The organism is Yoonia sp. (genome assembly GCF_036770585.1).
Classification (GTDB): Bacteria; Pseudomonadota; Alphaproteobacteria; order Rhodobacterales; family Rhodobacteraceae; genus Yoonia.
In genome coordinates this window covers 1-6720 of record NZ_DAIPIW010000103.1, presented here as the reverse complement: position 1 = coordinate 6720, position 6720 = coordinate 1, and the positions used below count along the sequence as shown (strand labels likewise).

Below are 6720 nucleotides of genomic sequence, written 5' to 3'. Positions count from 1 at the left end.
GGCGCGGCCTTCGCGGTGCGGGCGGGCGACAGTTTCGTGATCCGTCCGGGGTTTGTGGGGACGTGGGAGGTCGTGGAAACGACGACCAAGGAATATGTGATCAGGCTGTAGTCGCGGGTGTCGCGGTCAGATCAGAACCGCGACCAAACCGACCGCCACCGCAAGGATCACGCCCGTGGTCATCAGGCACCCGCGCGGCAGATCGAACCCCTGCACGTGGCCCGACCGCATGGTCACCCCTCGACCTGCTCTTGCAGTTCGCGCGCGCGTTCCACGGTCACGCCGAAAATCTCTTCGACCCTGTGCATCAGGCCGTCCTCGATCTCGTGCTTGTAGCCGTCGGCATAGACGATTTCCCAAAGCGCCAGCAGCACCGCCTCTTTTTCTTCGGTGCTGATCGCCTTTTCGAGGATCACGGCGATATCGCCCCTTGCGGGAATGGCTTTTTCCAGAACCTCGCATTCGGCGCGCATCTTGGCGGCCTTGACGGGGTTCAGCCCGTGGCGCTTGGCCAGCACCTTGTCGATGGCGGCGATTTCCTCGAACACATAGGCGTGGTCGGCCTTGGCGGCACGCACCAGAAGCGCGCCCATCGCATGGGCGGCATCCGCGTCAGGCAGGGGCGTGTGATAGCCCGAGGGATTGCGGAAAAAGGCCTTGAGCCGTTCGAGCATGATCTACCCGTGTGTATCCTTGAAGGCGGCCTTGGCCTGATCTGTGGCCTCGGTCTGATAATTGGCTTTCCATTCGGCCATGGTCATGCCGTAGAAGGCCTCGCGGCCTTCCTCTTTCGACATTGCGATGCCGCGTTCGGTCGCGGCTTCCTGATACCAACGGGCGAGGCAGTTCCGGCAGAAACCGGCAAGATTCATCATGTCGATGTTCTGCACGTCCGTCCGTTCTTCCATCAGGTGCCTTTGCAGGCGGCGGAAGGCGGCGGCTTCGAGTTCCAGCTTGGTCTGGTCGTCCATCTCTCTCCCCTAGAGGCTGGATTGTTCCAATACACGCGATAATAGTGGTGCCAGCCGGTTTGCCCAGAGTGTCTGGCCTGCGTCATCCGCAATCAGGTCATGCCGTAACTCAATAAGCACATTCGGGCGTCCCGGTTGCAGGGCGTGGCGGTCCACGGCGTCGCCGGGCAGGTGGCCGGCATAGGGTTCGTTGTCGCCGGTGCACCAGCCTTGGGCACGGCAGGCGTCGATGATGGCGGTGGAAAACGGATCGTCGGTGGCATGCAGGATGCCGACCTCCCAAGGGCGGGGATGGCGGCCGCGCAGGCGCGGGGTAAAGCTGTGCACCGCACAGATCACCGGCCCCGCAATCTTGTTGGCAAGGTCGGCATAGGCCGCGTGATAGGGGCGATAGAGGCGGCGCAAGCGTTCCTCGACCTCGGCCGCATTGGCGGTCTTGTTGGCGGGGATGATCGTGCCGTCATAAAGGCGCATCATGATCGTGGGGTCGTCCTCGCCACGGTTGGGGTCACAGACAAGGCGCGAGAACCGCGACAGGATCGCGGGGCTGTCCAGAAGAGCGGCCAGCTTGCGCGTGACGCTAGCCGCGCCGATGTCATAGGCGATGTGGCGTTCCATATCCTCGGGCGGCAGGCCAAGGTCGCCGCCATTGACCCAGTCGGGCACAAGATTGGTCGCATGGTCGCAGGCCACAAGCCACCGGCCGGGCCTGTCGGCGCCGATGACCTCGTAGGGTTCGTCAGTCATGTCTCTGTCATTCCTTTGTCACCGCTCATAGGCTAGAGCGGTGTGGGACAAAAGTGCTGCTTTGCCCGTTTTTGTCAAAACGCCCGAGTTGAACGCGGAAGTGAATTGCGCAATAAGGGCGCAACGCGTGCTGTTACCGCTAACGCCGCAGATGCTCTGAAGGATTTGCCATGAGACGCCACCGCAATGTGAAAATCGTCGCCACGCTGGGCCCTGCCTCGGACGATTACGAAATGATCCGCGCCCTGCACGAGGCCGGTGCCGATGTGTTCCGCCTGAACATGTCGCACGGGGACCACACAGAGATCAAACGCCGGCACGAGATCATCCGGCAGGTGGAAAAGGACCTCGACAGCCCCATCGCGATCCTCGCCGACCTGCAGGGGCCGAAGTTGCGTGTGGGCGTCTTCAAGAACGGCGAAGAGATGCTGGAAGAGGGCGCGGCCTTCCGCCTCGATCTCGACGATGCCGAGGGTGACGCGACGCGGGTGAAACTGCCGCACAAAGAAATCTTCGACGCGCTGGAACCCGGCGCGCATCTCTTGGTGAATGACGGCAAGATCAAGCTGCGGGTCAAGGACTGCGGCGCGACATTTGCCGATTGCGAGGTGATCGTGGGCGGCATGATCTCGAACCGCAAGGGCGTGAACGTGCCGGATGTGACGTTGCCCTTGGCCGCACTCTCGCCGAAGGACCGCAAGGATCTGGAATTCGTCTGCGAGCTGGGCGTCGACTGGCTGGCCTTGTCGTTCGTGCAGCGTGCCGCCGACGTGGAAGAGGCGCGCGCGCTGGTCAAGGGCCGAGCGGCGATCTTGTCGAAAGTCGAAAAGCCGAACGCGGTGAAGGCCTTTGACGACATCCTGAAGGCCTCGGACGGGATCATGGTCGCGCGCGGCGATCTGGGCGTCGAACTGCCCGTGCAGAACGTGCCGCCGATCCAGAAACAGCTGGTGCGCAAATGCCGCGCGGCAGCCAAGCCGGTGATCGTGGCGACCCAGATGCTGGAATCGATGATCGAATCGCCGATGCCGACCCGGGCCGAGGTCTCGGACGTCGCCACGGCGATCTACGAAGGCGCCGATGCGATCATGCTGTCGGCGGAATCCGCTGCCGGGTCCTATCCGATCGAAGCCGTCACCACCATGAGCAACGTCGCCGCCGAGGTCGAAGCCGATCCGACCTATACCGAGATCATCGAGGCCTCGCGCAGGTCGGGCGGTGTCACTGTTGCGGACGGGATCGTCTCTGCCGCGCGTGAAATCGCCGAAAAGACCGACGTCAAGGCAATCTGCTGTTTCTCGCAATCCGGCACCACTGCCGTTCTGGTCTCGCGCGAGCGCCCGCGCGTGCCGATCGTGGCGCTGACCAACCAGATCAGGACCGCGCGCAGGCTTTGCCTGTCATGGGGCATGAATGTCGCGATGAGCGGCCCGGTCGACCGTTTCAAGGACGCGGTGATCGCCGCCGTGCGCGCCGCGAAGGCGCTGAACCTTGCCACCGAAGAGGACATGATCGTCGTCACTGCCGGTGTGCCCTTCAACACGCCGGGCTCCACCAACATCCTGCGGGTCGCACCTTGCGCGGAAAGTTTGCTCTACGCCGCCGCTTCAGAGTAAGGTCCCGCAGGGGACCGACGGAAACGGGGCAAGGTAAATGGATCTCGATCTGATATTTGTGGGCGGGCTGCTGCTGGCGCTCTTTTCCATTCCGGCGCTTGTCAGTGCCCTGTCCGACCGGCGCTGGCCGACCTTTGCGCTGGTGCTGGCCGTGGCGGGGGGCTTGGGGATCGCCTATGCCATGCAGGAAGACCAAAGCCGTTACACCATCGCCAATACCGATGATGTCGTGGTCGAGGTTCTGGGCCGCATTCTGAACTGACACCTCTTGCAACATGAACCGATGCGCCGTATAGCGCAGCCTTCACCCGCGCGGCCGGCCGATATGGCATGCCGAGTCGCGCGTTCAGACCGACCCGAAAGAGGAGACGGAAATGCCGAAGATGAAGACCAAATCGAGCTGCAAGAAGCGGTTCAAGACGACGGCCTCGGGTCGTGTCGTCGCTGCCCAGGCGGGCAAGCGCCACGGCATGATCAAGCGCACCAAGAAGTTCATTCGTAACGCACGCGGTACGACAACGCTGTCAAAGGCTGATGAAGGTATCATCAAGCCAATGATGCCATACGCACGCTGATACGGAAGGATTTGAGAGATGCGCGTTAAAGGTGGAACCGTCACTCACCGTCGTCACAAGAAAGTCTTGGACGCCGCCAAAGGATATTACGATCGCCGCTCGAAGACCTTCAAGGTCGCCAAGCAGGCCGTCGACAAGGCCAACCAGTATGCAACCCGCGACCGTCACAACCGCAAGCGCAACTTCCGCGCCCTGTGGATCCAGCGGATCAACGCCGGTGTGCGTGCGGTGGACGAAAGCCTGAACTATTCCAAGTTCATCAACGGTCTGGCTCTGGCCGGCATCGAGGTCGACCGCAAGGTCCTCGCCGATCTCGCCGTGAACGAGCCCGAGGCATTCGCGACCATCGTCGGCAAGGCAAAGGATGCGCTGCCTGCGTAAGGCGGGCTGCATCGCGATAGACCGGAACCGCGCGGGACACTGCGCGGTTTCTTTTTTGCGCAAGGGCGCTGTGGGGCGCCGTTGATCCCTCTGCCGCTTGCAACCGCGCCCCCATTTCGCTACCTCGCATCTGTCTTTGCAAGGAAGCCCGCGATGGATGATCTCAAGAACAAATATCTGTCCCTGATTGCCGATGCCGCCGACGAGGCCGCGATCGAGGACCTGCGCCTGCAGGCGGTGGGCAAGAAGGGCGAGATCAGCCTGATGATGCGGGAATTGGGCAAGATGAGCGCCGAGGAACGCCAGACCGCCGGCCCTGCGCTGAATGCCCTCAAGGACGAGATCAACAGCGCGCTGTCTGCCAAGAAAGCCGCACTGGCCGATGCCGCCCTCGATGCGCGTCTGCGGGGCGAATGGCTGGATGTCACGCTGCCCGCGCGCCCCCGCCGTCAGGGGACGATCCACCCGATCAGCCAAGTCACCGAGGAAGTGACCGCGATCTTCGCCGATATGGGGTTCAGCGTCGCCGAAGGTCCGCAGATCGAAAGCGACTGGTACAACTTCGATGCGCTCAACATCCCCGGCCACCATCCCGCGCGGGCCGAGATGGATACCTTCTACACCCACCGGCGCGAAGGCGATAACCGCCCGCCGCATGTGCTGCGCACGCATACCTCCCCGGTGCAGATCCGCAGCATGGAACAGACCGGCGCGCCGACCCGCATCATCTGCCCGGGCCGCGTCTATCGCGCCGACTACGACCAGACCCACACGCCCATGTTCCATCAGGTCGAGGGGCTGGCGATCGACCGCGACATCAGCATGGCGAACCTCAAATGGGTGCTGGAAGAATTCGTGAAGGCCTATTTCGAGGTCGACCACGTCGACATCCGCTTCCGCGCGTCCCACTTCCCCTTCACCGAGCCATCGGCCGAGGTCGATATCCGTTGCTCATGGGAAGGCGGCACGTTGAAAGTGGGCGAGGGCGACGACTGGCTGGAAATCCTCGGCTCCGGCATGGTGCACCCCAAGGTGCTGCAGGCGGGCGGGATCGATCCCGCCGAATGGCAGGGCTTTGCCTTCGGCATGGGCATCGACCGGATCGCGATGCTGAAATACGGGATCCCGGATCTGCGGGCGTTCTTTGACAGCGACCTGCGCTGGTTAAGGCATTACGGGTTCGCCGCGCTGGATGTGCCGACTTTGCATGGTGGGTTGAGTAGGTGATGTTGCCATCCAGAAGACGCCGATTGGCGATTCTGAAGGCGGCAATTGCAAGCAACGAGCGGCCGATATCTGCGCGTTCGCTCTCTCCAGATGATCCTGAATCCAGAGAGAAAGTGGAGGCCTGCAGGCTATTGGTTGATGATGGGTTTTTGCTGGAAATAGGACAGAGGGATTTTCTCGAACTTGGTCATCCCTTTCCGACCACTGATGACGGCAGAACGATCAAGAAAGAATGGCTTTATCGGGTAACTGCGGCAGGACAAGATATGGCACTCCATCCTGTCCGCAGATGGATTCAGAATGTGCTTGCGAACATACCGACGATTGTTGTGGCCGTCCTCACTGCTGTCCTTGTTGCAGCTATATTGAATAGCCTTGGTCTAGGTTGATCCGAACAGCTGAAATCTGAGTCCGCCCGAGCTTGCTCGGGCAGCGCCCGGACCTCCCCCATGGGGAGGGCGCTTTTGTAACCTCGCACCCCGCATTGCCGTTGCCAGTGATGGGACCACATCGCAAAGCAGGATCGTAGCTGCGCCCACCCCGAGGTCCGGGCGCTGCCCTACCATTGCTCGCTGACTTCCGCGCCCCAGGGGCTTCGCCCGTTTTCGCCTGAAACCGTCCACTGGACGGTTTCCAAGACGGCTCAAACCCCCTCGGTCCGTGCGCTGCCCTAGTGTTGCGACCAGAAGTAAACGTTGAAATAGTCGGGGTGAACCCCGACCTACGATCCTGCGTAACGTTTAGGTCGGGGTTCACCCCGACAAGGCCGCACCCCGGACCTGATCCGAGGCCTCTCACCCCATCTTCACGCGGTCCCGGGTCAAGCCCGGGACGGGTTCTTGCCATTTGCGGCGGTGCGAAACGCGCTATCTGACCCCCCATGCGCCTTTACATCATCGCCCTGATCACCTTCATCATCCTCGCCCATATCGCCATGTGGTCCTCGGACATGCCGCGTGATCTGGCGCTGCGGCTGACGATCATCAACGCCACCGGCTGGACGGTGATCCTCGGCGGGGCGTGGCTGGTCTCGCGCTGGGCGGCGGCGCATGGGCGGCGCGACAGGGGCGAGTAGCCTGTCGGGGCTTCCCCCAGCGCGCCATATCCGTTAATCCCCCTGCAACCGCAGAAAACCGCCGAGACCCGCAATGAAATTCACCCTCTCATGGCTGAAACACCACCTCGAGACCACCGCTTCCCTCG

General features: G+C 62.2%; 11 protein-coding genes. 8 read left to right on the top strand and 3 right to left on the bottom strand.

Annotated elements, in window-relative coordinates; all coding sequences use genetic code 11:
- A partial coding sequence (locus V7N12_RS13195) for a cupin domain-containing protein (RefSeq protein ID WP_333715084.1) occupies positions 1-111 on the top strand: 111 nt, incomplete at its 5' end.
- A gap of 122 nt (positions 112-233) precedes the next feature.
- Here the strand turns inward: V7N12_RS13195 and V7N12_RS13190 are convergent.
- The 3 genes from V7N12_RS13190 to V7N12_RS13180 are packed head-to-tail and all read right to left on the bottom strand — an operon-like array spanning position 234 to position 1718.
- The gene (locus V7N12_RS13190) at positions 234-674 is read right to left on the bottom strand and encodes a tellurite resistance TerB family protein (RefSeq protein ID WP_333715083.1); all 441 of its coding nucleotides are present in this window, start codon (positions 672-674) and stop codon (positions 234-236) included.
- Between the two features lie 3 nt (positions 675-677).
- Positions 678-971, bottom strand: coding sequence for a DUF1244 domain-containing protein (locus V7N12_RS13185; RefSeq protein WP_333715082.1), 294 nt, complete (start codon positions 969-971; stop codon positions 678-680).
- 9 nt (positions 972-980) lie between these two features.
- Positions 981-1718: an N-formylglutamate amidohydrolase gene (locus tag V7N12_RS13180; protein ID WP_333715081.1), complete on the bottom strand. Its 738-nt coding sequence runs from the start codon at positions 1716-1718 to the stop codon at positions 981-983.
- 170 nt (positions 1719-1888) lie between these two features.
- Here V7N12_RS13180 and pyk point away from each other — a divergent pair, with 170 nt between their 5' ends.
- From pyk to V7N12_RS13145, 7 genes are all read left to right on the top strand, one after another.
- On the top strand, positions 1889-3334 hold the full coding sequence (gene pyk, locus V7N12_RS13175; RefSeq protein ID WP_333715080.1) for a pyruvate kinase: 1446 nt from the start codon (positions 1889-1891) through the stop codon (positions 3332-3334).
- A 37-nt stretch (positions 3335-3371) separates the two neighbouring features.
- Positions 3372-3596, top strand: coding sequence for a hypothetical protein (locus tag V7N12_RS13170; protein WP_333715079.1), 225 nt, complete (start codon positions 3372-3374; stop codon positions 3594-3596).
- Between the two features lie 112 nt (positions 3597-3708).
- Positions 3709-3909 carry a 50S ribosomal protein L35 gene (rpmI, locus tag V7N12_RS13165; RefSeq protein WP_333715078.1) on the top strand — a complete coding sequence of 67 codons (201 nt, stop codon included), beginning with the start codon at positions 3709-3711 and terminating at the stop codon, positions 3907-3909.
- 18 nt (positions 3910-3927) lie between these two features.
- A complete protein-coding gene (gene rplT / locus V7N12_RS13160) occupies positions 3928-4290 on the top strand; it encodes a 50S ribosomal protein L20 (RefSeq protein ID WP_333715077.1) in 363 nt (120 codons plus the stop codon).
- 153 nt (positions 4291-4443) lie between these two features.
- Positions 4444-5517: a phenylalanine--tRNA ligase subunit alpha gene (pheS, locus tag V7N12_RS13155; RefSeq protein ID WP_333715076.1), complete on the top strand. Its 1074-nt coding sequence runs from the start codon at positions 4444-4446 to the stop codon at positions 5515-5517.
- A 23-nt stretch (positions 5518-5540) separates the two neighbouring features.
- On the top strand, positions 5541-5906 hold the full coding sequence (locus V7N12_RS13150) for a hypothetical protein (protein ID WP_333715075.1): 366 nt from the start codon (positions 5541-5543) through the stop codon (positions 5904-5906).
- 491 nt (positions 5907-6397) lie between these two features.
- Entirely contained in the window at positions 6398-6592 is a 195-nt protein-coding gene (locus V7N12_RS13145; RefSeq protein ID WP_333715074.1) for a phenylalanyl-tRNA synthetase subunit beta, read from the top strand.
- Positions 6593-6720: the final 128 nt, after the last annotated feature.

Bases quoted from the DNA above. Each gene is read 5' to 3' on its own strand.
- rplT (WP_333715077.1), top strand. From the start codon at position 3,928: ATGCGCGTTAAAGGTGGAACCGTCACTCACCGTCGTCACAAGAAAGTC.
- V7N12_RS13180 (WP_333715081.1), bottom strand. From the start codon at position 1,718: ATGACTGACGAACCCTACGAGGTCATCGGCGCCGACAGGCCCGGCCGG.
- pyk (WP_333715080.1), top strand. From the start codon at position 1,889: ATGAGACGCCACCGCAATGTGAAAATCGTCGCCACGCTGGGCCCTGCC.
- V7N12_RS13170 (WP_333715079.1), top strand. From the start codon at position 3,372: ATGGATCTCGATCTGATATTTGTGGGCGGGCTGCTGCTGGCGCTCTTT.
- rpmI (WP_333715078.1), top strand. From the start codon at position 3,709: ATGCCGAAGATGAAGACCAAATCGAGCTGCAAGAAGCGGTTCAAGACG.
- V7N12_RS13145 (WP_333715074.1), top strand. From the start codon at position 6,398: ATGCGCCTTTACATCATCGCCCTGATCACCTTCATCATCCTCGCCCAT.
- pheS (WP_333715076.1), top strand. From the start codon at position 4,444: ATGGATGATCTCAAGAACAAATATCTGTCCCTGATTGCCGATGCCGCC.
- V7N12_RS13185 (WP_333715082.1), bottom strand. From the start codon at position 971: ATGGACGACCAGACCAAGCTGGAACTCGAAGCCGCCGCCTTCCGCCGC.
- V7N12_RS13190 (WP_333715083.1), bottom strand. From the start codon at position 674: ATGCTCGAACGGCTCAAGGCCTTTTTCCGCAATCCCTCGGGCTATCAC.